The 21,468-nt window shown below is 50.0% G+C and carries 20 protein-coding genes; 11 read left to right on the top strand and 9 right to left on the bottom strand.

The window, feature by feature from the left end; genetic code table 11:
* Window positions 1–225: 225 nt before the first annotated feature.
* The 4 genes from IC230_RS09255 (at window position 226) to IC230_RS09240 (ending at window position 2,923) form a co-directional block, all read left to right on the top strand.
* Window positions 226–537, top strand: coding sequence for a hypothetical protein (locus IC230_RS09255; RefSeq protein ID WP_191038711.1), 312 nt, complete (start codon window positions 226–228; stop codon window positions 535–537).
* Between the two features lie 402 nt (window positions 538–939).
* Window positions 940–2,094, top strand: a complete 1,155-nt coding sequence (locus IC230_RS09250; protein WP_191038710.1) for a zinc-dependent alcohol dehydrogenase — start codon at window positions 940–942, stop codon at window positions 2,092–2,094.
* A 12-nt stretch (window positions 2,095–2,106) separates the two neighbouring features.
* The gene (locus tag IC230_RS09245; RefSeq protein ID WP_191038709.1) at window positions 2,107–2,613 is read left to right on the top strand and encodes a hypothetical protein; all 507 of its coding nucleotides are present in this window, start codon (window positions 2,107–2,109) and stop codon (window positions 2,611–2,613) included.
* Window positions 2,614–2,668: 55 nt separating this feature from the next.
* On the top strand, window positions 2,669–2,923 hold the full coding sequence (locus IC230_RS09240) for a hypothetical protein (RefSeq protein ID WP_191038708.1): 255 nt from the start codon (window positions 2,669–2,671) through the stop codon (window positions 2,921–2,923).
* 160 nt (window positions 2,924–3,083) lie between these two features.
* Here the strand turns inward: IC230_RS09240 and IC230_RS09235 are convergent, their stop codons facing one another.
* From IC230_RS09235 to IC230_RS09225, 3 genes are all read right to left on the bottom strand, one after another.
* On the bottom strand, window positions 3,084–3,992 hold the full coding sequence (locus IC230_RS09235; RefSeq protein ID WP_191038707.1) for a manganese catalase family protein: 909 nt from the start codon (window positions 3,990–3,992) through the stop codon (window positions 3,084–3,086).
* 176 nt (window positions 3,993–4,168) lie between these two features.
* The gene (locus IC230_RS09230; protein ID WP_191038706.1) at window positions 4,169–4,798 is read right to left on the bottom strand and encodes a DUF4142 domain-containing protein; all 630 of its coding nucleotides are present in this window, start codon (window positions 4,796–4,798) and stop codon (window positions 4,169–4,171) included.
* Window positions 4,799–4,878: 80 nt separating this feature from the next.
* A complete protein-coding gene (locus IC230_RS09225) occupies window positions 4,879–5,367 on the bottom strand; it encodes a YciE/YciF ferroxidase family protein (protein WP_223860533.1) in 489 nt (162 codons plus the stop codon).
* A gap of 444 nt (window positions 5,368–5,811) precedes the next feature.
* Between IC230_RS09225 and IC230_RS09220 the strand changes: the two genes are divergently transcribed.
* Window positions 5,812–6,591 (top strand): sterol desaturase family protein, encoded by a 780-nt coding sequence (locus IC230_RS09220; protein ID WP_191038705.1) that lies wholly within the window; start codon window positions 5,812–5,814, stop codon window positions 6,589–6,591.
* Between the two features lie 692 nt (window positions 6,592–7,283).
* Here the strand turns inward: IC230_RS09220 and IC230_RS09215 are convergent.
* Both IC230_RS09215 and IC230_RS09210 read right to left on the bottom strand, forming a co-directional pair.
* The gene (locus IC230_RS09215; protein ID WP_191038704.1) at window positions 7,284–7,709 is read right to left on the bottom strand and encodes a response regulator; all 426 of its coding nucleotides are present in this window, start codon (window positions 7,707–7,709) and stop codon (window positions 7,284–7,286) included.
* Window positions 7,710–8,230: 521 nt separating this feature from the next.
* A complete protein-coding gene (locus IC230_RS09210; protein ID WP_191038703.1) occupies window positions 8,231–9,574 on the bottom strand; it encodes a sensor histidine kinase in 1,344 nt (447 codons plus the stop codon).
* A 766-nt stretch (window positions 9,575–10,340) separates the two neighbouring features.
* Between IC230_RS09210 and IC230_RS09205 the strand changes: the two genes are divergently transcribed.
* The 6 genes from IC230_RS09205 (at window position 10,341) to IC230_RS09180 (ending at window position 16,554) form a co-directional block, all read left to right on the top strand.
* The gene (locus IC230_RS09205) at window positions 10,341–11,591 is read left to right on the top strand and encodes an MFS transporter (RefSeq protein ID WP_191038702.1); all 1,251 of its coding nucleotides are present in this window, start codon (window positions 10,341–10,343) and stop codon (window positions 11,589–11,591) included.
* Window positions 11,592–11,601: 10 nt separating this feature from the next.
* Window positions 11,602–11,934, top strand: a complete 333-nt coding sequence (locus IC230_RS09200; protein WP_191039333.1) for a hypothetical protein — start codon at window positions 11,602–11,604, stop codon at window positions 11,932–11,934.
* A gap of 20 nt (window positions 11,935–11,954) precedes the next feature.
* Window positions 11,955–13,214, top strand: coding sequence for an arsenic transporter (locus IC230_RS09195; protein WP_191038701.1), 1,260 nt, complete (start codon window positions 11,955–11,957; stop codon window positions 13,212–13,214).
* Between the two features lie 180 nt (window positions 13,215–13,394).
* Entirely contained in the window at window positions 13,395–14,180 is a 786-nt protein-coding gene (locus IC230_RS09190) for a bestrophin-like domain (RefSeq protein WP_191038700.1), read from the top strand.
* Window positions 14,181–14,255: 75 nt separating this feature from the next.
* Window positions 14,256–15,257: a hypothetical protein gene (locus tag IC230_RS09185; RefSeq protein ID WP_223860531.1), complete on the top strand. Its 1,002-nt coding sequence runs from the start codon at window positions 14,256–14,258 to the stop codon at window positions 15,255–15,257.
* Between the two features lie 106 nt (window positions 15,258–15,363).
* Window positions 15,364–16,554: a PepSY-like domain-containing protein gene (locus IC230_RS09180; RefSeq protein ID WP_191038699.1), complete on the top strand. Its 1,191-nt coding sequence runs from the start codon at window positions 15,364–15,366 to the stop codon at window positions 16,552–16,554.
* A gap of 54 nt (window positions 16,555–16,608) precedes the next feature.
* Here the strand turns inward: IC230_RS09180 and IC230_RS09175 are convergent, their stop codons facing one another.
* From IC230_RS09175 to IC230_RS09160, 4 genes are all read right to left on the bottom strand, one after another.
* Window positions 16,609–17,940 (bottom strand): HAMP domain-containing sensor histidine kinase, encoded by a 1,332-nt coding sequence (locus IC230_RS09175; RefSeq protein WP_191038698.1) that lies wholly within the window; start codon window positions 17,938–17,940, stop codon window positions 16,609–16,611.
* Window positions 17,941–17,963: 23 nt separating this feature from the next.
* Complete coding sequence (locus IC230_RS09170) at window positions 17,964–18,647, bottom strand: response regulator transcription factor (protein WP_191038697.1); 684 nt, start codon at window positions 18,645–18,647, stop codon at window positions 17,964–17,966.
* Entirely contained in the window at window positions 18,647–19,342 is a 696-nt protein-coding gene (locus IC230_RS09165; protein WP_191038696.1) for a hypothetical protein, read from the bottom strand. The genes IC230_RS09170 and IC230_RS09165 overlap by 1 nt, the downstream gene beginning before the upstream one ends.
* Window positions 19,343–19,445: 103 nt before the next feature.
* A complete protein-coding gene (locus tag IC230_RS09160; RefSeq protein ID WP_191038695.1) occupies window positions 19,446–21,179 on the bottom strand; it encodes a T9SS type B sorting domain-containing protein in 1,734 nt (577 codons plus the stop codon).
* Window positions 21,180–21,468 lie beyond the last annotated feature (289 nt).

Here is a 21,468-nt window from a genome sequence, read left to right as displayed (position 1 = left end):
TCCTATGAGGGAATGGTCCATTCGTTCATAGAAATCAACGAACGAAGCGTGGGGCCTTTTCCTCACTTCTCCTTCGGCTCTGGAAGCGACTGGCTGGCATTAAACGGTTAAAAATAGGGATTATCTAGTATAGGTCAATCCGTCAACGTAGCAGGGATGAGCTTACCGAACATAAGCACCTGATTACGTTCATTTTATCCAGCACTCCAAAAATATCCACCGATTATGAACTTCTTCGTTCCATTCACTACTGATCCGGAGCAGGCCCAACTCGTCTGTCAATGGGTGGAGACGCGCCTGCAACAAATGGGGTTTTCAGTTTTTAGGGAGCCTGTATTTCAGGTAACCTCACTACATGGTAGCCAGCCTATTACAAATACTGTGGGACAAAAAAGCGTATGTACGGGTGAAGTTGTCATGATCATTCTGCGAAATGATCTGGAATGTCTGATCTGTAGCTACAGCAAAGGCTTTATGCGTGGCGAGCCAATACGAATTCCTGTCAGCCAGGTAGAAGCTGTACTTGTTTTCGGGTAAATCGTTTAAACAGAGTCAGTTTGGTCCACAGTCTGTAATAAACTACCTGAACATCAATCTACTTCGGAACAGACTCCAGCCATTACCACGCTATGTGCTACGTTAGTACCGTTGCCTTACTTTCGATCAGTATATTGATGCCACTGTGCGGGTATGACGAGTTAAACTCAAGCGTAGCTGATACGGCGCTGATTCAATTCGACCAACGAACGATATAGTCATGGCCTGCCCTGTTTCTTAACTAGTGACTCTTTAGCGGGGTCAAGTGAAGCTAACTCCACCCGTTACGTTTCAAAACATGTTGGCCGAAACCGGAACCACAAAACTGGTGATGATTCGATCGTAACATCTGATAAGTGATCAGTATTTTTTTCAGTACGTAATCAAAATCAAAAGACACGTATGCTAGCTATGAATTATCGGGGCCCACGTCGGGTCCGAATCGACCATAAACCCTACCCGGAAATCAAGCATCCTGAAGATGCCATTGTTCGGGTTACCCGCTCCTGTATCTGCGGATCTGACCTGCACTTATATAACGGCAATGTGCCCGACACGCGGGTAGGCATGACCTTTGGCCATGAATTTATTGGCGTGGTCGAAGTCATTGGGTCCGAAGTAGAAAAAGTGAAGGTAGGCGATAACGTACTGGTGCCCTTCAACGTGGCCTGTGGCAAATGTGTATTTTGTCAGCAGGGCCTTTTTGGAAACTGCCACGAATCGAATACTCAGGCTTCAGCGGTAGGCGGCATTTTCGGATACTCGCACACAGCGGGCGGTTACGATGGCGGTCAGGCTGAATACGTCCGTGTACCGTATGCCAATGTAGGACCAACGGTTATTCCTGAGGGTATGGACCCCGACGATGCGGTTTTACTGACCGACGTAGTGCCTACGGGCTATCAGGCGGCCGAAATGGGCGGTATCCAGCCGGGCGATACGGTCGTGGTATTTGGCGCTGGTCCTGTAGGGATTATGGCAGCCCGATGCGCATGGCTGTTTGGTGCAGGACGAGTTATCGTGCTTGATGAGGTCGAGTACCGTCTGGAATTCGCTCGGAATTATGCTCCCTGCGAGGCTTACAATTTCAAAGAGATGGATGATCCAGTCGTGTTCATCAAGAAAATTACCGACTGGATGGGAGCGGATGTTTGTATCGACGCGGTCGGAGCCGAAGCTTCCGGCAGCGCTCTGCAGACCATTACCGGACGAAAACTTTTGCTACAGGCGGGATCGGCTACGGCGCTTCACTGGGCTATTAACTCTGTTAAAAAAGGAGGCATTGTTTCCGTCGTGGGCGTGTACGGTCCAACTGATAATCTGGTTCCGATTGGCAACGTAGTGAATAAAGGCATTACGATTCGGGCCAATCAGACTTCCGTGAAACGACTCCTGCCCCGGCTTATTGAGCATGTCCAGAATGGGGTTTTAAATCCAAAAGCGCTGATAACGCATCGGGTGCCGTTGGAAGACATTGCGGACGCCTACTACATGTTTTCCAATAAACTCGATAATTGCATCAAAACCGTTCTCATTCCGCCTTCTGCCAAAGGGTAACCACAAACGAACATGGAAAACAACGATTATTCGCATATACCAGGCTGGGGAATTGATGCGGACCCGAAGAACGATCCGACCTATCCTTACCGGCACCGGATCGAGCGCGCCACCAAAGCGCCAGAGCCAAGTGATTCTAACTGGGAGCGACCCACGCAGCAACCCGTTGACATCGAAGTACTCAAGTCTATTGAACGACCAACGGTGAGTGCTGTTTTCGGAACGTCTGCTCCGCCAACCGGACTGAGTGGACAGATCCGCCGATTTGCGTTCAAATCCAGCGAGTCAGAATATGGCCACTGGTTACCTTTACTACTCGCCGACCGCGTCAATATGGTGGAAGGGATTCTGGACGATCTTAAACATGGTCATATCCCGAACATTTTTGCCGAAAAAGGATTGAAAGCGGCCTGGAAATACAATCGTAAAGGGCTATTACAATCCATTCTGATTGGCGTGCTGGTTACCTCAGCTGCCGTCGCGCTCCTATCCAGCAAGAAAAGCGAAAGCGATACGTAGCTCAACAAGCATTTTAGTGAATACGCATAACTCATTTTAAAATCAAATCAACTTTATGAATCCGTCAGATAATCCAGAACACAAAGAAGGACCTGTGGCCACGGCCATTGAAGAACAAACCGCGAAACTTCCCTCCGATTTATTTTTATGGGCAGCCTTGGGGGCTATAGGCGTTTCCTTATACCTACAGGCAAAAGGCGACCGTGACCGGAGCTTATTTGTAGGCCAATGGCCGGCTCCATTCCTGTTGCTGGGCCTGTATAATAAGCTGGTCAAGCTGGAAGGGCATGATAAAACGGATAAAAAGTAACAAATCCGGGAGTGTCGCCTAAACAATTGGGGGTAAGCTAAACTTGTGTTAGCTCACCCCCAATTGTTTATCCTAATAACGTAATAACTACTTCCTCAACTTATCCCATCATCATTATGGATGAATTCAGAAAAGGGAAGCCCGCTGATCCGTTACGTTACTAATACTCGTATTTGATCCCCATTTTCTTCGCCATATCAGCGAATACCTGCGGGTCGAAATCATCAGCGCCTGGCGCATTAAGTTGGGGTTCTTCTTCCAGATCGGGAACCGGATAACCTGGCATTCCGCCTTCTACCACGTAGCATTCCTGACCATCATCCGGATGAGGACCATTCCAGATTAAACCTGCCTGCTTATAATCATGCTCACTAAAAGTGTAGAGCGACAAATGAAGCTTCTGGTCCATGAATTTGCGGGCTTCCGGAAAGGCGTTATTGCTTAAGTCCGGAATAGGTAACAGTTTCGTTACCTCAACACCCGTCAGTTTCTCCAGCGCTTTGGCGTAGGCCACAATGTGGAGTCCGCCACGTACCAGCAGATACCCAACCATCGTGCGAGCGGTTGGATCAGACACCATTTCATAGGCACGCATCTTGTTGCCCCGAGCGCCACATTCCAGAAAGAAATTATGCAGCAAATCCAGTTTCAGATTACCACTGCTGAATACGTTCTGACCCGTCCAGAAATTACCCATCGAATCGACAGGCAGCGAACCCTGGCCACTGGCAATGTAATGATACGTATTGCGGGCATTGACGGCATCAGCTAATGGAGCAGCAACCGGGTCGAACCCTCGTTTAGTTACCCCCGTCAATAATAGATTAATGGCGTAGGAGACTACCTCGATATGACCGTACTCTTCACCGGCGATACTGGCGATCACGTCGTAGAACGGGCGAATTTTCTTGCGACCCCGAAAGTTGAACGACTGAAAGGTGTAATTCATCAGCGTTGACATCTCACCGAATTTTCCACCCAGTAGTTCCTGAATAGCCGCAGCATCATTGGCAGAAGGATTTTTGGGGGTTGGCAACTCAATAGGAAGCCGATCCATTTTTAAGATCATAATCGTAGGGTTTGTTTAACAAGCTGGAAACGTTTATTCCAGACTCAACTGACCCTGTCAGAGATAGTTGAAATTGATACGTTGCTGAAGAGGTAACGGTCCCGGTCATACTAAAAACGCAAAGAGGGTAACAACCTGGTCAGCTGTTACCCTTTTGCATTAGAATCTTTAGCGACTTACATCTTATTCAAAATTTGTGTAGCCACTTTCAAGTGCGTTTTCACTAGTGGGTGAGCCGCTTTGGCAACGCCCAACAAACTAGGATCTTTAGCCGACGATTCAACCGTTGACATAACGGTATCCAGTTTCTGATGGCCTTTTACGCCACTTTCGCTTACATACATTTTATCCAGGGCAGCACCCGACATGCCTTGCAGTTTGGCCACCATCGCCTGAGTTTCAGCATCAGGTGCCGAAGGTAACGTGATTCCTTTAGCGGAAGCAATTTCGGTTAATTTTGCCGAGAGACCTGTTTGCTCATCCACTTCGGCCTGAGCCAGTTGACGAACTTCTGGATTCGTAGCCTTTTGCACAGCAACTTTACTAACTTCCAGTTGCATCATACCGCCCTTGGCAACCTGCATCATCAGATTCTGGTCTGACGAAGAGAGTTTAGCTGGGGTAGCTGAAACGGCTCCTACGGCCGCGGCTCCTTTTTGATTCTGGCGATCAAATTCCGCCTTACTTTCTTTACCAACCTTACTGGCGGCTCCTGCACTCATGGTGCCACTGTTCTGTTGGGCAAATGAAGCGCCTGTCACGCACGAAACCAGTAATAGGCTCAATGTAATTGATTTGATGTTCATAACGTTTTTTCTATTTTTTAGGGTAATGGTTTGCCGAGCCTTTGCCTGACTCAGTGAATTGGCCAATTGGCCTAGTTTTCTTAGACGAGAGCCGCTTGCTCATTAACGGTACTGGTCGCAATCGTAGTCAGCTTGGCATCAGCGGCTTTCTCTTCCCGAAGTGTCGTTTCCAGCAGATTCGCGATCTGACCCAGACCAGTTTGCTGCGCCAGGGTGCGAGCTGTACCGTAGCTGGCAATTTCATAATGCTCCATTTTCTGAGCAGCACCAATGATAGCTGCGTCGGCTAAAGGACCATCTTCCAGTTGATCCAGTAAATCCTGGGCTTCTTCGATCAGTCCCTGCATAGCCAGACATGTCTCACCATCTGGGTCGATTCCTAATTGTTTGGCAATCTGCTCCAGCCGGATAACCTGGCTTTCCGATTCCCGTTGGTGTACTTGCAACGCTTGCCGAAGCTGCTCATTCTGCACGCGCTGCACAATCTTAGGCATTGCTAGTAACGCTTGTGTTTCGGCTGAGTACAGGTCCTGGACTGTGTGCTCAAAAAAATCATTCATTGTTTCCATAACGTATATCGTCAAGCCCGTTTGTAAGCTTTGACTAACAAGAGAACAGGGGCTATATCCCCCTTGCTTTAAATAAATTTCGGGGAGTGAGGCAGTGGCCTTTCAGAGATTTTTCTAAAAGTAGATTTGACACTTACTATCAGAAGATAAACGTTGACTGACCCTATAGTCAACTATTTTTGTCTTTGTGTAAACTGTCTTGATATCAGGTAGAAACCGGCTATTATTTAAGTAGCGTTCAGCTTAAAAGCAGGAAAATAAACTAGTCGATCTGGCTTCATTTTTCTACTCTCTTTGTGAATACATCTGGCCGGTCGAAAACCTGCAAGTGCATTTAGAAAGGCATTTCTAGTGGGTTATGCTGCATCTAACTAACTTCATATACCGCCCTGGCTAACTTTAAGGAGTTTACTCTTGTTACAGGGTCTGATTACTCAACGTACTATGATTCCGATTACTTCTCTTGCTACTATGGGCCTTACGGCACTGCTGCTCTTTATAGCCATATTTGGTCGATATATTTTCTTCTCGCTGGCATTCGGGTGGCTCTTCGCTCGCTCAGTCAGGGATCAGTCGACCCGTCGATTAATTCAGGACCGGCTAAGAAAACCGGGGCAGCAATGGCGGGAAATAGGGTGGTCGGTACTAACCTCAATTATTTTTACGGCCATTGGGCTAGGCGTCATGGTAGCGTATCAGACTGGCCATACGAAGATTTATACGGACTTTCATGCCTATGGATTACTTTGGTATCCCATGAGCATAGGTCTGGTCCTGTTTATTCAGGAAACCTATTACTACTGGCTCCATCGCTGGATGCACCGGCCGGGTGTTTACCGGTGGGTGCATAAAATCCACCACGATAGCCTGACAACTTCACCCTGGACAGCCTTTTCATTCCATCCCCTTGAAAGTACATTACAGGCAATATTACTTCCGGTTTTAATCATCGTATTGCCTATTCACAGTACGGCCATTTGCCTCATTCTGATTATCATGACCCTATCGGGAGCGATTAATCATTTAAACACGGAAATATATCCGCACGCCTTCGATCGACATTGGCTGGGCCGATGGTTGATCGGAGCCACGCATCATAGTTTGCACCACAGTCAATTCCGTTATAACTATGGTCTCTATTTCACGTTTTGGGATAAGTGGATGAAAACCGAAAGTGCGGATTTTCACCGGCTCTTTACCCAGAAAAGTAAAAAAGGGGCCTGACTTGTCCAGACAAATGTTGACCATGCTAGTTTTACCCGACAGGCTTATTATCAATAGTGGCAACGGCAAGCTGGTTAGGTGGGACCATGGACAGCATTGCTGGTGCCTCCAAAATTTATTGGGACGTACGACCCTCGTCTCATTTTGACCCCTGGAGTTCCGGGTAACCAATATGTGCCTAACCATTGATGAAGCTGTTTTGGTGGCGGGTCTGGTTCGGGCCTTAGTGCGAACCAGACCCGCTGGACATTGAAGCGAATGTAACCTTATCGACGATACGTCCTAAAATCTTACAGGCGGCTAAATGGTAGGTAGCTCATTTTGGAATTGCTCAAACCCTGATTGACTCCAAGGCGGACTGGGCGGTTACCGTGCCAAGTGTGATTCAGCAGTTTCTGCGCTACGTTCGGTCATCTCTGGAAGCGTATAACGAATGGGATCAAGTTTTGGGCTTAGCCCATCAGGTTGTATAAGGAGGTATCCTCTCGTTGATAAGCTGCTCATTGACGAGCCGGTAAGTTGGAGAATGTAGTCATTTATTGGTGCGGGAAACGGCTATCGGAGCGGTCTTGAGGCCACTATACGTCTTCTTACGGAGTTAGGTGGATAGGCCGTGTTCCGCCTATATTAACCCATGCTTTTATACTCTGCTGTTCACAAAACGTAGCTGGTCCTGTTTTTCAGAATAGATCTCAACGGGTAAAGCGCTTAGGATGATGACACTCGGTCCAGTAGGCAATGATAGCCGCTAACTGCGCTTTCCAGGCAGCGAAGGTTTCCTTTTTCTCAAACATACCTTGAATCGTCAATTCATAAGCTTCCTCTACCAAGTGATCCACCACCGGACTGGTCATGAAAATGAACGGGATACACTTTTTGCGGAGTTCAGGAGTTTGATCGATTTGTTTGCGAAGTTCCAGACCATTCATACCCGGCATACTGATTTCAGAAATAATCAAAAAGGGTATGTCAGTCGTCGTCGTCAAATAGTCCAAAGCGGTTTGGCCGTTGGCGAAAACTAAAATTGGGTGAGGAAGAGCCAATTCCAATAAGGCTTGTTTGAACATCTCGTGATCATCGTCATCGGCGTCAATAAAAATGATAGGATGCTCGTCCATGGCTCTCTGCTTAATACGTAATGTTAAAATAAAAGCTCGGTTCAATACCGAGCTTTCGAAGTTTTTCTGTTTTCCGTAACGTTGAGTGAAACGATGATCGATCTATGGTAGAGCTGCATTACAAGCAGCGAACAACTGAAGATAAGAACCCGTCCAGTTTCTCTATGAACCTAAATTGTGCCAATTAAACCGCAGGCGATTAAGCATCTAATAATCAGATTTTTAACAAACTATATATAGATACATTACAAAAACACCTGCGACTTTTTTTCCCAATCTTGTGGCCTGTCCCCCACAGCTAGTGACTAATTTACCAGTTATGAACGCATGCTGCCTCTCATAACCCCGAATTGCGTGAACACATTACCCAACTTGTAGTGATCATTGAACACGAAGAGTTAGGTAGCCGTCGTGTGATGTGGATGGCTTTCCCCACTCAGTTAGTTCATGGGGCCAATTTCTATTTCTCTGCTTGCTAACGAGTCGCCATGACTTGTGAACAACCTAGCCAGATGGCCTATCTAGTTGGGTAAATAAACACTAAAGGTCGCCCCCTTACCGGGTCGACTAGTGGCCGTGATCGCGCCCCCGTGATTGGCAACCACTTTCTGGCAGATGGCCAGACCAATGCCTGTGCCTGAAAACTCACTCTTGCCGTGTAGCCGCTGAAAGACCTGAAAGATTCGGTCGGCATGTTTCTGCTCAAAGCCAATGCCGTTGTCGGTCACATCGATCCGGTAATAAAGCGGAGCCGAAAGAGAAGGCTTTACCGCTGCTGGTAAGTCTTTGACTAGGAGTGTTTGGACACGAACTCGAATGAATGGCTCCTTAGAAGTACCCGCCCGACTAAATTTCAGGGCATTGCTTAGTAGATTCTGAAAGAGTTGGCCTAACTGAATAGAATCTCCTAAGATTTCAGGTAAGGGCTCCACCTGGACAATAGCCCCCGTTTCAGCAATCACTACGTCTAAATCCATCAGTACAGTCTGGATAACGGCTGAGAGGGAGATTAGTTGTCGACGGTCATGGAGGGCGGAGATTCTCGAATAATTCAATAAGTCCCGGATTAGCACGGACATACGACTAGCCGCCGACTGCATTCGCTCCAGATAAGTACGACCTTCACCCAACTGGTCGGCATACTGGCTTTGCAACAGGTTGCCAAATGACTGAATTTTTCGCAGAGGTTCCTGTAAGTCATGCGAGGCCACAGCGGCAAATTGTTGCAGGTTATCATTGGCGTGTGTTAATAACTCATTGGCTTTATTAAGCTCATCATTCGCGATTTTGAGTGCTTGGGTACGTGACTGAACTAACTGTTCCAGTTCAGTCGTCAACATCTGATAGCGCTGCTCACTCTGCTGTAAGGCTTTGTTGGCTTTTCGTAAGGCTAATAAATTCACCACCTGGTTAGTTAGCGTTTTCAAGGCCGTTAGTTGAGACTCGCTCAATTGCCTGGGCTTTTCATCGATAACACACAAAGAGCCTAAGGGAAATCCATCCGTATCGACCAGCGGTATCCCTGCATAAAAAACGATATGGGGTTCCCCCGTAACGAACGGATTGCTCGCGAACCGTTCATCCTGTCGGGTATCCGGAATAAGTAAGGCCTGGTTAGGATTGAAGATGGCGTGGGCACAAAAGGAAAATTGGCGAGGTGTTTCCTGAATAGCAAGCCCTTGACTGGACTTAAACCATTGCCTTTTTTCATCCACCAGCGTAATTAGCGAAATGGGGGTCTGGCAGATTTGAGCAGCCAGGCTCGTAATATGATCATAGTCTGCCTCGGGTAAGGTGTCCAGGATATCATAACTTCTTAAGGCCTCCAGTCTATTGGTTTCCTCGGTAGAATCAGGATGTAGCATCGTTGAGTGCAGGCATTATATCTAGTAAAACTAGCCAAGTTTCACAGGTGTTTACCAATTAGCCATATTCCTTCCCGTAACGTGCCACTGGCCCAGACGGGTCGGGAAGTCCTGGAAGGCATATACTCCCTGACCAGGGGATTATTGAGCAATGAAAAAGGGCAAAGAAGTCTGTTTATTTCCTACCAATCCTTCTGATGAATGGGACCACCGGCGAGTTGCAAACAATTGAGAGGATGCAGTGAGTCTTTCCCTCGAAAGCGTGTTGAGCGAATCCGGTTAACATGATTCGTCCATGACGATTATCTTAACTAACGCAATGGTGGCAATATTCTGTACTTCTCAAAACTAAGTAGTTATACCATATATTTTTAATCTTTTTTTAATCCAAAAGGCTGTTATGTCGACAAGTGGTAAACCCACACCTTCCACAATACTGAGTAAAAATACCCACAAACAGTTAAAGTAAATTAGTCATCTCCGATCAACAAATTACTACTAGCCAAGTATTTGGCAATCACAGCGTGTTAATGGCATGATTTTTCAGCTTAGACATGTAGCAACCTGGTTCGTATGAGTACTCTGACTACAGAAACGAATCAGTCTGCTTCATAAATGAAGGTAAATTAATACTAATCTAATCGAAGCTTCAGCCAACCAGATTTGCTTTACCGCGGTCTGATACGAGCCTGTTCTCTTGTCTCCTCATAGGGGCAGTGCCCGTGCCTGAAGACCGGTAAGTTATTACTTTTTGAATATCGACAATATGCATCAACCTAGAGCCAATACGTCTGATCAACACCGCGTTGTCTGGCCGCTTCAGGCCCTGAATTTTTTTATGGCCGATATGCAGGCGGGCATAGGTCCCTTTCTGGGTATATTCCTGCTGGCACATGGTTGGAAAAGCGGGCTGATCGGTTCCGTGATGACCATCGGCGGGGTGGCCGGTATGCTGATGACTGCACCCGCTGGGGCGCTCATTGACGCTACCAAACGCAAACGGATGTACGTCGTTGTTGCAGCTTTGTTTACGACCCTGGCTTCTGGAATCATTCTTATTTCCCAAAATTTCTGGCTCGTCAGTATATCACAAATAGCCACAGCCATTGCGGGTTCTGCGATTGGCCCCGCCGTAGTTGGTATTACGTTGGGGATCGTGCGCCAAAGCGGCTTTAATCGGCAAAATGGCTATAATCAGGCCTATAACCATGCCGGCAACGTAGTCGGTGCCGCTTTATCGGGTTACCTGGGCATGAAGTATGGTATGCCAGCCGTTTTTGTGCTGGCGGCCCTGTTTGGGGTATTAGCCATCATCTCAGTCTTGTTGATTCCCGCTAGGGAAATTGATGATAATGCTGCTCGCGGTCTGGCAGAAAAAGAAAATCAGCAAAACGAAGCCAACGGATTTCAGGTACTACTGAAAAATAAATCCCTGCTTATTCTGGCGGCTGCTCTGGCCTGTTTTCACCTGGGAAACGGCGCGATGCTACCTCTCTATGGGCTGGCTGCTGCCGCGAAAAACGTAGGCAATCCAACTGAATTTGTGGCGATGACGATTATTATTGCCCAACTGGCCATGATCGTCGTTTCCATCGTGGCCATGCGTATGGCTGAAAAAAGTGGCTATTGGCTGGTTATGCTCATTTCCTTTATGGCTTTGCCGCTACGTGGTTTTATTGCTGCGCACTTTATCGATCATACCGGCCTGTATCCCGTACAAATTCTGGACGGCATTGGGGCTGGACTCCAAAGCGTGGCGGTTCCGGGACTCGTGGCGCACCTGCTGAATGGAACGGGGCGGATAAACATCGGACAAGGGGCTGTCATGACCGTGCAGGGGCTGGGCGCTTCCTTAAGTCCCGCTATCGGTGGCTGGATGGCTCAGCAAATCGGTTATCCGTCGACCTTTCTGACACTAGGCAGTTTTGCGTTTGTATCGATTGGGTTATGGATGCTCTTTGCCGCTACACTTAAATCAGCCTGTAATACTACGTCTACCAATATCGTTCATGCTTAACTACACCCTAATGAGTCTATTAATTGATCAATCTATTAAAGCAGAAAAAAGCCTACTTCTCTTTGCGCATATTAGTGATTTACACATTACTCAGGGTAAGAGACAGAGTTACGTGGATTACCCGCCCATCATAGCCAGATCGAAACCAAATACGAATCCACCCTCAATTTTGTTGTCTTACCGTCGGTCCGGTCATCACACTTTACAACTGGCCCGGGCAGGCCAGAAAATACCCGAACGAATAAAAAACGGCAGCGACGCAGATTCCATTGGCGCCTGGCCCGAAAACGGGATTTTTGGTACGCAACTAGAGCCGAATCGAAACGGTAAACCATTCTCTTAACGACGAGTAAACAAGCTTACATGACTCCTATTTTCATCTGGATTATTGCGTTTTTATCTATTGCGGGTGTCATCATCCGACCGTTTAATATTCCGGAAGTCGTTTGGGCCGTTTCCGGAGCGATTATACTGCTGCTTTTTCAGTTTTTATCCCTTTCCGAAGGGCTGGCGGGTGTTGCCAAGGGACTCGATGTGTACCTGTTTCTGACAGGCATGATGCTGTTGGCTGAGACTGCCCGGGAAGAAGGCCTGTTCGACTGGCTGGCGGCTCATGCCACCAAGCGCGCTGAGGGGTCAGCCAGTCGTCTTTTTCTACTGATTTATTTGGTAGGCGTCGTGGTTACTACGTTCTTATCCAACGATGCTACGGCAGTGGTGCTTACCCCGGCCGTGGCAGCTGCGGTTAAAGCCGCCAAGGTTAAAAATCCACTGCCTTATCTGTTTATCTGCGCGTTCATTGCCAATGCCGCTTCGTTTGTCCTACCTATTTCCAACCCAGCGAACCTGGTTATTTATGGGAGCCATATGCCGCCCCTGCTGGCCTGGTTAGCCCAATATACCTTGCCGTCGCTGGTGTCGATCGCTGTTACGTATGGCGTACTACGGTTCACCCAGCGAGAGGCATTGACTGAATCTGTTGAGACCTCTATTGCTATTCCAGCACTATCGACTGGTGGGCGGCTGGCCATCCTCGGGATTACCGCTACGGCTGTCGTCTTACTGGTTTCATCCGCACTGGATAGGCCCCTCGGTCTGCCAACCGCCATTACGGGTATGCTCACAACCGGGCTGGTCCTGATTCGGGCGAATCTGAATCCGTGGGTCGTCATCAAAGGCGTATCGTGGTCCGTACTTCCACTGGTTGCGGGCTTGTTTGTGCTGGTCGAAGCCCTGATTAAAACGGGCCTGATTCAGGTGCTGACAACTCTACTGCACGATAGTACGTCCCGTTCGGTAGCAATGACTATCTGGGCGAGTGGTATTGGGGTTGCTCTCACATGCAACTTGGTCAATAATTTACCTGCCGGGCTTATTACGGGTACGGTGGTACAGGCCAGTCAGGTCCCCGACGTGATCAAAAGTGCCCTGTTGATTGGCATTGACCTCGGCCCCAACTTATCCGTGACAGGCTCACTGGCTACCATACTCTGGCTGGTTGTTCTGCGCCGGGAAGGCCAGCCCGTCAGCGCGTGGGCCTTTCTTAAACTTGGCATTCCGGTCATGACAACCGCCCTCTTATTCACGCTGGCCGCGATCTGGCTGTACCATATCTATAGCTGATCAATAACAACTCGTCGTTATGAATTCATTTTACTGTACCCGTTGGTTATCCGATTTGTCTTGTGGTTTTCGTACCAGAAGCGAGTCCGCAAACCCAAAAATCTACTCCGAGAGAAAAGGCTTTTCACAATCGCATCGATCGCCAAATAAGATCAGTAACCGACCAATAACGTGCCGATAGTGGACTGGATTTATTACATACCCAACTGGTTGTTTTTTATTTTTTGCTGCTCAGCCACGTTACTTTTCTCGCTGGCGGGTTTAGTGTGGCTTCGTCCGTGGGTTAAATCGCATGTTGCGTCCTACGCCGAACACAACGATCTGGTCAGTTACTTTCTAGGTTCTTCGGGGGTTATTTATGGCATCTTGCTGGGTCTGGTAGCCGCCGGGGTATGGAGTAATTTTCAGGCCTTATCGAGTCAGGTCGATAGTGAAGCAACCATCACCGCGGCCCTTTATCAGGACATGGCGACGTATCCACCCGCCTACCGCCAGGCCTATCAGCAGGAGTTGAAGGCGTACGTCAGGTCGGTTATTGAGCAGGACTGGCCTGCCCATAGCCAGGGCACCGTGTCTCAGGCAAGCAGTACAATTCTGCGTTCGTTCAAGAATCATTTATTCGATTTCGTTCCGCCAACTCCCCGGCTTCGTGTTGTTCACGAGCAGGCAATCAATCAACTCAATGAGTTGCTGATTGCCCATCGGTTGCGCCTGCGGGGAAACCAGGCTAATCTACCCGAACTCCTGTGGTGGGTCATTATCCTAGGGGCGTTGATCAACGTAGCGATTTCCTGGTTCTTCGTTTCCGATGACATCGTTCCTCAACTGGCCCTGACGTCTTTGATTGCCCTGCTATTGGGTTCACTGCTGTTTCTGACGGCCGCGATGGATAATCCGTTTCGGGGTGGCTTTAGCGTGGATGCCAGCGCCTTCGAATCCGTACTCTACGAAATGGTCAATTACTAACTACCCATGCGGCAACCCATCACCAAATTCTTATGTATCAACGACCCGCGAGGGCTGACTTTACTTTATCAAACTATGAGCAAAAGAAGCTTTACATCCATGTGTGCCGTTACAACCGGTTTTCTAGTCGTCGTTATGTTAACGGGTTGTTTATCGAGCAAACAGGCCAGCTCCACCCTGGCCAGAGTCGCCAGTGACCAGTGCGATATTGACTCCAGTGGCACTTCGGGCTACGTATTTCACCCCGTTACGTTAGCACCTGGCTCTTCGGAGGATTCTTTGTTGCGACATCGCTACGGGGAGCGCGGACTTCGCATGGCGCAAGCCGTGGGTCTTACTCCCCTATTGGTCCAGACAACCCGACTGGAAGGGCGGCAGAAACCCGATCAGCCCACATCGAACGAGTACCTGTCGCTACGTCAGAAACTGACCGATCAGCTTCAACTGGCCAGCTTTGATATTGCCACGGCCGCTGCTCTGGTGGACTGTGACAGCAAACGAGCCACGCTTACGGCCACTCTGCTCACCCGTCGGGAAAATAGCCGGGAAAAGCGGATGACTATTAGTGCCATTACGATTGGTGCTGTTTCTATTATCGGCGCTAGTCTCTTAAATCTGGGAGAACACCACGTAACGGCTGACTGGCTTCACATCGCTGGTGGTCTCGGCGAAGGTGGATTAGGTGTGCTGGCCTTGCGCCAGAAACCTCCTAAAGCCGAGTATAGGCATCCCCGCAATCCCCTTCGTGACATCTGGAATCACCCGAAAACATCGACCGTTTTCCCACCCCTCGTCTGGTATTATCTCAATCAACCTAAATCAGGCAACAGTCCCTCGCTCGTCGATGTGTTGCGCAACCGCTGGGAAGTACTGGTTTCGCTGGATGCGGGGGCAAAACGCGCCCGTAAGCATGCGCACCGGGAGGTAGCTTATTTTGATGATGGCGATACGTACACCGCCGAAGAACTGACCGTTCGGGCGGCCATGCTGGGGCAGTTGGAAACCGAGATCCGGCTCATGAACAATGACCTGACCATTCTCCTCAATGAAATCGTCCGGCCTATCGCAAAGCGATAAATTAATTGGCAACCAGTCATTCCCAGATATGGGATTGAATTAATTTTATCTTAAGCGTTTCTTAATAGGGTCGAAGCAACTTTGGTTTATTAACCACAGAAAGCGAATGAAACGAACCCTTTTATCCGTCGCCATTCTGGCGACCTTGCTTACAGCAAGTTGTAGCAAAAACGCGATGATGCCCGACCAAACTCAGGCTGTCGAAACTAGCTCCTTGTTTAGTGCCCGCGCGTCGGCCGGGTTGATTGCCTTACCGACCGCAACGCTCCCCGCGAACGTGAAATCGTACCTGGATCAGAATGTAGCGGGGTACACTCTGATTAAAGTGGAGAAAATGATCCAGCCGGGCACGACAACATACTGGGGAACCAAAGTAACGGTTCTTCAGAATGGTGCCCCCGTCGATTATTTCTTCGACACCAATGGCGCCCCAACCACCCGACCCGCCGGGCCACGGGGCGAAGTTGTTACCCGCTTAACAGCCGCCCAGCTACCCGCTTCGGTTAGTAGCTACCTGAGCCAGACCTACGCCGGTTATCAACTGGTAGTGGCCGAGTCAATGCAGATCAACGGAACGGTGCAGGAATACCGGGTGCAGATTGTATCGAATAACCAACGGATCGACGTTCATTTTGACGGTACTGGTACGTTCCGTGATGCGCACACGGCTCCCGGCAGTTTAACCACAACGCATTCGGTTAGCTATGTATCGCGGGATAATCTGTCGACTGCCATAAAAACGGCGCTGAGCAGTACCTATGCGGCTTATACCTACGGATGGGCTGAACAGCATGTACACGATGGAACGACCACCTACGACGTCAAGCTGTTTAGCAATAATCAGCCCATCGTTCTGCATTTCGATACGAGTGGTGCGCTGGTCGCTCCGGCGGGTCCGGGCGTTGGTGGTCCCGCGTCGGGTACCGTGGTGGGTGGCCCAACAGCCCCTGGGTCAGGAACGGTAGTGGGTGGACCGACTCCCCCCAGTTCGGGCACAGTTGTGGGTGGACCAGCGGGTCCCAAACCGGGTGCGCTAACGGCTCCGGTTTCAGGCACATTAACACCGGGAGCCCCAGCCAATCATCAACTGATCCTGGATGCCACCAAATTGCCATCGGCCATTACGTCGTATTTGCAAACCAACTTCAGTAGTTACACCTACCTGGCGGCTGATTTGCATACGCCCCCAATGGGCACAAGTGGCGAATATAACGTGGACGTAGCTGTAGGTCAGCAACTGTATAAACTCCGCTTCTCGGCAGCCGGTGAGTTGCTGATGGCCGAAGCGAGGGGATAATTGTTCCTGTATTGCCTGTTTGTTATAAGGCCAGTTCGCGACAGCAGACTGGCCTTATTGTCGTTCAAAACATACCTCTGCCCGAAACCAGCCATCGCTGGCCGCTACGGTGAGGGTTCCGCCCATAAGCCGAACAATCTGGTGACTAATCCAAAGACCTAATCCGTAGCCATCGTGCCGCGCATCGGCTTGGTAAAACTCGCGGGCCAGCCGATTTGGGTCCGGTACGAGTGCGTTCGTCTGATTGGTTAGTGCCCAGACAATAGATTCGTTTTGCTGGAGAATACTGAGGTCGAGCTGGGTGTTTGGCACGGCATACTTGACGGCATTATCCAGCAGATTTAGCAATACATTTGTGAGTTTATCCTGGTCGGCTATGATGGTCAGTGAAAGAGCCGTATCATCCAGCCGGACCGACAGATAAAGTTGTCGCTGATTAATCGGGTTGTGGTATCGCTCAATCAATAGCAAAGTCAAATCGTCGAGTTCAATAGCTTCGGGGCGCAGTTGCAACGTACCAGCCCGAAGCTGACTCATGGCCAGCAAATCATCAACCAGACGACTCAACCGGCGTAACTCGGCCAGCTGACTAGCCAGAAAACGCCGTTCACGGTCAGTAATGTCTTCTCGTTGCGCCACTTCGATCTCGGTACGGAGGATACTGAGCGGTGTGCGCAATTCGTGCGAAGCAGCCGCAAAAAAGTGGTGCTGGGTATCGACCGCTTGCCGGATGCGGGCCAGCATGTCGTTGATCGTACCGGCCAATTCCTGCAACTCGTCACCCGTATTAGGCGTGGGAATAGGCGTGGCCTGTTCGGCCCGGTTCACGGATCGGGCCGATTCGATGATGGCGCGCAGGGGACGTAGCAACCAGCCACTCAGCCACCACGCCCCAAGGCCGGACAGGCTCATACTCATCAGCAACGTAATGGCCAGCAACCATCCAATCTGTTGCAATTGGCGTGCCAGTGGGCGGTTGCTACGACCAACAACCGTCGTTAGTCTTCCGTAGCCATCGTCCGTATTTCGAACAAAACGAGCGAGCTGGAACGTATCGGATTGGGCAACCGCAGCTGACGTATTGTTCTCGTTTAGGCCCGGAAATCGGGGCGATTGATACAGTCGCTTCGTAAATCGGCCGGTTGTATACCAAAGCGCCAGCATTTCGCCCCGCTCCGGTAGCGGAATGACCAGGGGATAGACAGAAGTTCGTTCAGACAGTCGGGCCGCCCGGTCGGTCAGGGCTCGGGTTTCCTGCTGAATCAGGACGTCCTTTACCCGATTAAATACGTAGGTGGCGGCACCGGCAAAGCCAAGAAAGAACGTAACACCAAAAACTAAACCAATTTTCAGCCGGATGCTACGAACCGGGCGCAGGAACGACATAGGCGATAAATGAAATGAACTACTTACCTGATTTCCAGCGCACCGCGCAGTCGATAACCCACCCCGACTACGGTTTCAAGCAGGGGTTCAGCAAAGCCCCGGTCAATTTTCTTGCGCAACTGATGCATGTGTACTTCGACCACATTGCTTCCCCGGTCAAAATCCGAATCCCAGACTTTTTCGGTCAACTGGGCTTTGGCGATTACCCGACCGGCATGGCGCATGAGTTGTTCCAGTAATTGATACTCCCGGGGTGTTAAGGTAATGGATTGGTCGGCACGCTTGACCTGGCGACTCGCCAGATCCATCGATAACTCGCCCACGCGCCATACGGCCAGTCGACTCCCAGCCTGACTCCGCTGAACAGTACGGATTCGAGCCAACAACTCGTCTAGTTCGAAGGGTTTTCGCAGATAATCGACCGCCCCCAAATCCAGCCCCCGCACGACGTGTTGTGACTGGTTAAGCGCACTCAAAATCATAACCGGCACCTCAATACCAAACTCCCGCAGGGTACGGAGCACGTCGAAGCCGGTCGTACCAGGCAGCATCAGGTCCAGTAGAATCAGGTCATACTCACCCACGGCGGCCTGCTCAAGTCCCGAGGCCGCCGACAGGGCCGTATCGACTGAATAACCCGCCTGACGAAGGCCTTTCTGCAGGTGAATAACCAGTTTTTCTTCGTCGTCGATCAACAGAATTTTCATCAGAGTGCAAACGTTTGTCCACGTATGGTTAAGGCGGTAGGATGGAGCAGCGGCCGACCCGTTCGATTGACGAAACCATCCATCGCCCGTTCGTATCCAGCCACACCCAGCCGCTGGACCCCCTCCAGCAGCGAGCTAATCTGCTCGGCCTGATGGGGTTTAAGTTCAATCAGATAATTATCCGTAAGCAGGGCCACCAGTTGCCCATTTTCGTCATGCATGTCCCCTACCAAACGCCCCTCCGTTTGCACCAACCGGCCTGATTGGGGCGGTGGGGGCGGCAAATCCGAAACCTGGAAGGCGGCTCCCGAACTGGTATTCCGCAGGCGCATCAACCGGTACGTCTTTATAACCGGTGGCTCTGCTTCCGCTGTTTCCTGGGGTATTTGCCCTAAGCCGGGCGGGGCAATGCCCGGCCTGCTATGACCCGGGCCGCCATCACCCGGCTTAACGTCGGCAACCAGCAGTTGCCCCACGGCGGCCAGTCCCCGGATTTTAGCGGCTGTATGGGGAGGAAAAAACAGCTGTACTTCGCCCGTCCCTGTGCGCAGCCGAAGGCCATCATAATCGCCAATTCGGTTCGACAGGTAGCCCAGCACCCGCCCCGAGACAGACGCAGGGGGTTGCGCAGCGGTACGTATCAAGCCAGACCAGAAAATGATAAGAATAAACAAATAACGTAGCGGTTGTTTCATAGAGTGGTCATGGTGTTGTCTATGGTTTCGATAAGACTACCTTATTTCGCCTATTTTGTTGCAGTAAAAAATGTGCGTGGGTTTGCCTGCGTTTTAGCTGCGGTTATCGGACTAAGTTAATGACGCCCGTGTAGTGGGTCAGGTCGCCGTTATGAAGTTCTACCCGAAGTTTGTAAGGGTACACACCGCTCAGAACCCGTTGGCCCTGATACGTACCATCCCAACCCGAAGCAGGGTCTGCTATCGGGAAATCATGCTTCTGGAAAATCACTTCACCCCATCGATTGTAGATCACCAGTTCCCGGATCTGCTTCACACACGTGTTGCCACGTATCACAAACTGATCGTTCATCCGATCCTCATTGGGCGAGAAGGCTGTAGGTAAATATACTCCGCAGGGAATCACTGTTACGGTGACGGTTCTGGTAAGTTGGCAAACCCGCGTAGCGTCGGAAACCGTCACTGCGTAGCTGGTGGTCGTTGATGGCTTCGCCCAGGTGTCTGCACAGGTAGAACAGCTTAGTCTATTGCCAGGACTCCACTCGAAACGATACGTCCCCTGTGGTATAGCGATGGCCTGTAACAGCGTACTATCGCCCTGCGTAACAATCACATCAGGGGTGAGCGTCACCGCCAGTTTATTGACCGACAACTGGGTGGTCACGACGCTATCACAACCCGACGATCCTGTAAAGCGATTCAGATACGTACCGGGTAACCGATAGATTGAGTCTCCAACGGTCAGATTTCCGCCTTCGCAAATGGTTACCTGCTGCGTTGATTTACCGAGCGCTTTCACCGTGAGCGTCAGGTTGATCGTACTGTCGCACAGTGCGTTGCGATTAATTTTGCGAATGTAGTGCCCGCTGGTTCGGTAGATGGTATCGCCCACGACAAAGCCATCTCCTTCGCAAATGGCTTTAATAAGCGTAGTCTGCACCGCCTGAAACTTGATCTGGTGGTCGAGCTGGAGTTCGCACGTAGCGTTCAGGCTCGAAAAAGGCACCAGCTTCACCCAATACGTTTGCCCGACCACCGCCTTTACCCGAATGGATGCGCTCGTCTGGCCGGTGCTCCAGGTGTATTTGTCAAAACCCTCGGGTGCTTTTAGTACCGTATACCCATCGGCATCGGCGCAGGCCGACGCCTGAACAATTTCGGATTTGAGACACTGGGCGTCGAAGTAGGCATACCCGAAATGCCCGTTGTGGGTACATCCGTGGGCGGTTACTTCAACCGTGATGGTTTTGCCAACGTAGTTTCGAAGGTCCATGGCACCCACCGTCCAATTGCGGTACTGAATATCGCCCTGGGTTTTAAATCCGTCCACTGTGCCCGCAGCCGACACCTGTACGTCGTAAAAGCTACAGGGCAACTCCTGCCCGTCGCTGTCGGTAATCCGAATGGTGAAGCCGGGCTTTTCGTAGGCCTCGTGGTTGGCATTCTGCAGGATGACGGCCAGTTTATACTGAAACAGCGTATTATCTGACGTAACGACAAACGATCCTTTAATGCGGTCGAACCGACTACCCCGTGTTACGTTGCCAATGCGGATGGAATGTGTACTGCCCGGAGCAACCATCGGAATGGCTTCACTGGTTATTTTAGGGTCATTACCATCACTTAGGCTGGTGATCCGGTGCCCGTTTTCGAGTGTACCGACGGTTTCCTGCTGAAAAACAACCTGCTGCCCCACATTCGCAACTTGCCCATTGGTGAGTAACCATCCCGTGGTGGTTCCCTGGTCAAAGCCGATGTTGTTACAATCGAGTTGCTGACCATTGGCCAGGGTGCAACAAAGGCCAAAAAGCCAGCTATACAGCCAAACGTACTTCATACCAGCGCGAGATTTAGGAAGGAAAATCTGCCTGGCTACATCAGCTAGTTTGCTAATTGCATTAGCCAGTCTATGGCGGCTAAAGTAGAGAGGACGACTGAAGGTGGCCTTAGAATTATATTAATTTTCCTTAATGTTCCATGTACAATGAATGGGGCTGAACATCATAGGCGATCGAATTCAATCAGCGTTGACCTGGCCGACATCACACTATTTTTGGGGATAAGACTGACGCTACTGATGCTGTCCGTATTACTGAATATACCCGACCCGGCGGTCTGGTTTCGCT

Origin of the sequence: Spirosoma validum (genome assembly GCF_014699035.1) — a bacterium.
Lineage (GTDB): Bacteria > Bacteroidota > Bacteroidia > Cytophagales > Spirosomataceae > Spirosoma > Spirosoma validum.
This window is presented reverse-complemented; position numbering and strand designations above follow the sequence as displayed.

Bases quoted from the DNA above. Each gene is read 5' to 3' on its own strand.
- IC230_RS09255 (WP_191038711.1), top strand. From the start codon at position 226: ATGAACTTCTTCGTTCCATTCACTACTGATCCGGAGCAGGCCCAACTC.
- IC230_RS09250 (WP_191038710.1), top strand. From the start codon at position 940: ATGCTAGCTATGAATTATCGGGGCCCACGTCGGGTCCGAATCGACCAT.
- IC230_RS09245 (WP_191038709.1), top strand. From the start codon at position 2,107: ATGGAAAACAACGATTATTCGCATATACCAGGCTGGGGAATTGATGCG.
- IC230_RS09240 (WP_191038708.1), top strand. From the start codon at position 2,669: ATGAATCCGTCAGATAATCCAGAACACAAAGAAGGACCTGTGGCCACG.
- IC230_RS09235 (WP_191038707.1), bottom strand. From the start codon at position 3,992: ATGATCTTAAAAATGGATCGGCTTCCTATTGAGTTGCCAACCCCCAAA.
- IC230_RS09230 (WP_191038706.1), bottom strand. From the start codon at position 4,798: ATGAACATCAAATCAATTACATTGAGCCTATTACTGGTTTCGTGCGTG.
- IC230_RS09225 (WP_223860533.1), bottom strand. From the start codon at position 5,367: ATGGAAACAATGAATGATTTTTTTGAGCACACAGTCCAGGACCTGTAC.
- IC230_RS09220 (WP_191038705.1), top strand. From the start codon at position 5,812: ATGATTCCGATTACTTCTCTTGCTACTATGGGCCTTACGGCACTGCTG.
- IC230_RS09215 (WP_191038704.1), bottom strand. From the start codon at position 7,709: ATGGACGAGCATCCTATCATTTTTATTGACGCCGATGACGATGATCAC.
- IC230_RS09210 (WP_191038703.1), bottom strand. From the start codon at position 9,574: ATGCTACATCCTGATTCTACCGAGGAAACCAATAGACTGGAGGCCTTA.
- IC230_RS09205 (WP_191038702.1), top strand. From the start codon at position 10,341: ATGCATCAACCTAGAGCCAATACGTCTGATCAACACCGCGTTGTCTGG.
- IC230_RS09200 (WP_191039333.1), top strand. From the start codon at position 11,602: ATGAGTCTATTAATTGATCAATCTATTAAAGCAGAAAAAAGCCTACTT.
- IC230_RS09195 (WP_191038701.1), top strand. From the start codon at position 11,955: ATGACTCCTATTTTCATCTGGATTATTGCGTTTTTATCTATTGCGGGT.
- IC230_RS09185 (WP_223860531.1), top strand. From the start codon at position 14,256: ATGAGCAAAAGAAGCTTTACATCCATGTGTGCCGTTACAACCGGTTTT.
- IC230_RS09180 (WP_191038699.1), top strand. From the start codon at position 15,364: ATGAAACGAACCCTTTTATCCGTCGCCATTCTGGCGACCTTGCTTACA.
- IC230_RS09175 (WP_191038698.1), bottom strand. From the start codon at position 17,940: ATGTCGTTCCTGCGCCCGGTTCGTAGCATCCGGCTGAAAATTGGTTTA.
- IC230_RS09170 (WP_191038697.1), bottom strand. From the start codon at position 18,647: ATGAAAATTCTGTTGATCGACGACGAAGAAAAACTGGTTATTCACCTG.
- IC230_RS09165 (WP_191038696.1), bottom strand. From the start codon at position 19,342: ATGAAACAACCGCTACGTTATTTGTTTATTCTTATCATTTTCTGGTCT.
- IC230_RS09160 (WP_191038695.1), bottom strand. From the start codon at position 21,179: ATGAAGTACGTTTGGCTGTATAGCTGGCTTTTTGGCCTTTGTTGCACC.